Annotated in this window: 1 protein-coding gene and 1 pseudogene; both read right to left on the minus strand. The window is 42.5% G+C overall.

What is annotated here, in order from left to right:
• Positions 1–13: 13 nt before the first annotated feature.
• Positions 14–1192, minus strand: a complete 1179-nt coding sequence (locus NHH16_RS15825; RefSeq protein ID WP_262070445.1) for a type IV secretory system conjugative DNA transfer family protein — start codon at positions 1190–1192, stop codon at positions 14–16.
• 13 nt (positions 1193–1205) lie between these two features.
• Positions 1206–1471, minus strand: a pseudogene (locus NHH16_RS15830) (hypothetical protein); the annotation flags it as partial.

The raw sequence follows: 1471 nt of genomic DNA on the forward strand, positions 1-1471 counted from the left end.
AACAGATTTTCAATTAGCCGCGTGCGACATATGAGCCGCACTTACGGGCGCACGTGTAGAACATGGAAATTAGAAAATTGTACGATTTATCGTTATCGGGAAGCACTAAAAATAACGCTGTTTTTCGGTGGGGATTTCCATCGATGCCTAGCCCAAGGGCTCGCATATCTATATCATTACCGCTAAAAATTCGTTTGATGTCTGCCGTCTCGCATAACTTGAGCATGGCGTTTACCATAATCACAATACTGCGAACCGTCTCCGTAGCCCCTTCTTTTAACTTCCGATAATCGCGAACTGGCGGATAATCCGCTCCCTTTTCCTTGGCCAGCTTATTCATTTTAAATTGTAGCTGAGTAGTCTTGTCATCAACCTTCTTCGTCTCCATATTTACAAGCTTTAGGATATTGTTCATACTCCCCGTGCGCTTTTCTTCTTTTGCTTCTAGCCATTCATAAAAGAAAAGAGCTTGCAAATACAGATCCACTCCATCATCCCAAAAAGGCTCGCTTTGCATGGCTTCTGGTTTTCTCACGCTTTCATGCAAATTGGTGATTAACCGAATTAGGTCATTTTCACGTACAATCCAGTGAAATGGATTATACCGATCTGACTTCCAAGGTTCCTTTAGGTTTAGGCTCCTGATAGCAAATCCTTTTTCTTTCAAATAGTTTCCCGTGGTACGCATGAGTTCACCCTTAACATCTAAAACCACATAGGTATTGGCCGCTTGAAGGAGATTAGGAATAATAATAGAAGTCGTCTTATAGGTACCTGGTGGTCCAATCACTAACATGTTGTTATTGGAAAGTTTCCGCTTACTTATTTTCATATTCTTAGAGACAATACGATTTTTGCTTTCGTCTTTGTCCGCTAACAATCGACATAGCTTCTTCACATCTCCCCACTCTTCGCAGCCGTGCTCCTTATGAAAGTAAAAATTGCGATAATGATATGCGTAATAGCTGACAAACATAATCCAGAGGACAAAAAAAAGACCAACCATGGCGGGGGTCTTCTCGTTTATGTAGTTGGCAAAAGGATTGGTAGCTATTACCCTGATGGTCTCGTTAATCGTTCCGAAGTTTGCACCAGGGATTACATAAAAGGCGCCTACATAATACCCGATTATGAGAAAGACCAGCAGGGATATGCTATACATTAAATACGGTGTTTGCTTTTTCGTCTGCATGCTACATTCCCCCTTACCTAGCCTTAATCGGATTCGCTGGTATTCTTTCACCCACATCTTTCGCTACCTTTGTAGTCAGACTATCCATCGACTTCTTTGCTACCAAAGAGTCTACTTGCTGATAGTGAGTGGCAAAGAGTTCGCCGCCGGTAGGACGCTGTTCAACGGTAACCAGTTCACCTTTTGCATCCATAATGATTGGCTTTTGCTCTTTATGGAGATACGCGAGATACGTGTGCCCCTCATCGGTTACAAAAACTTGTTCTGCTGGTAGGATCA

Source organism: Ohessyouella blattaphilus (genome assembly GCF_024721265.1).
In the GTDB taxonomy this organism is placed as follows: domain Bacteria; phylum Bacillota; class Clostridia; order Lachnospirales; family Lachnospiraceae; genus Aequitasia; species Aequitasia blattaphilus_A.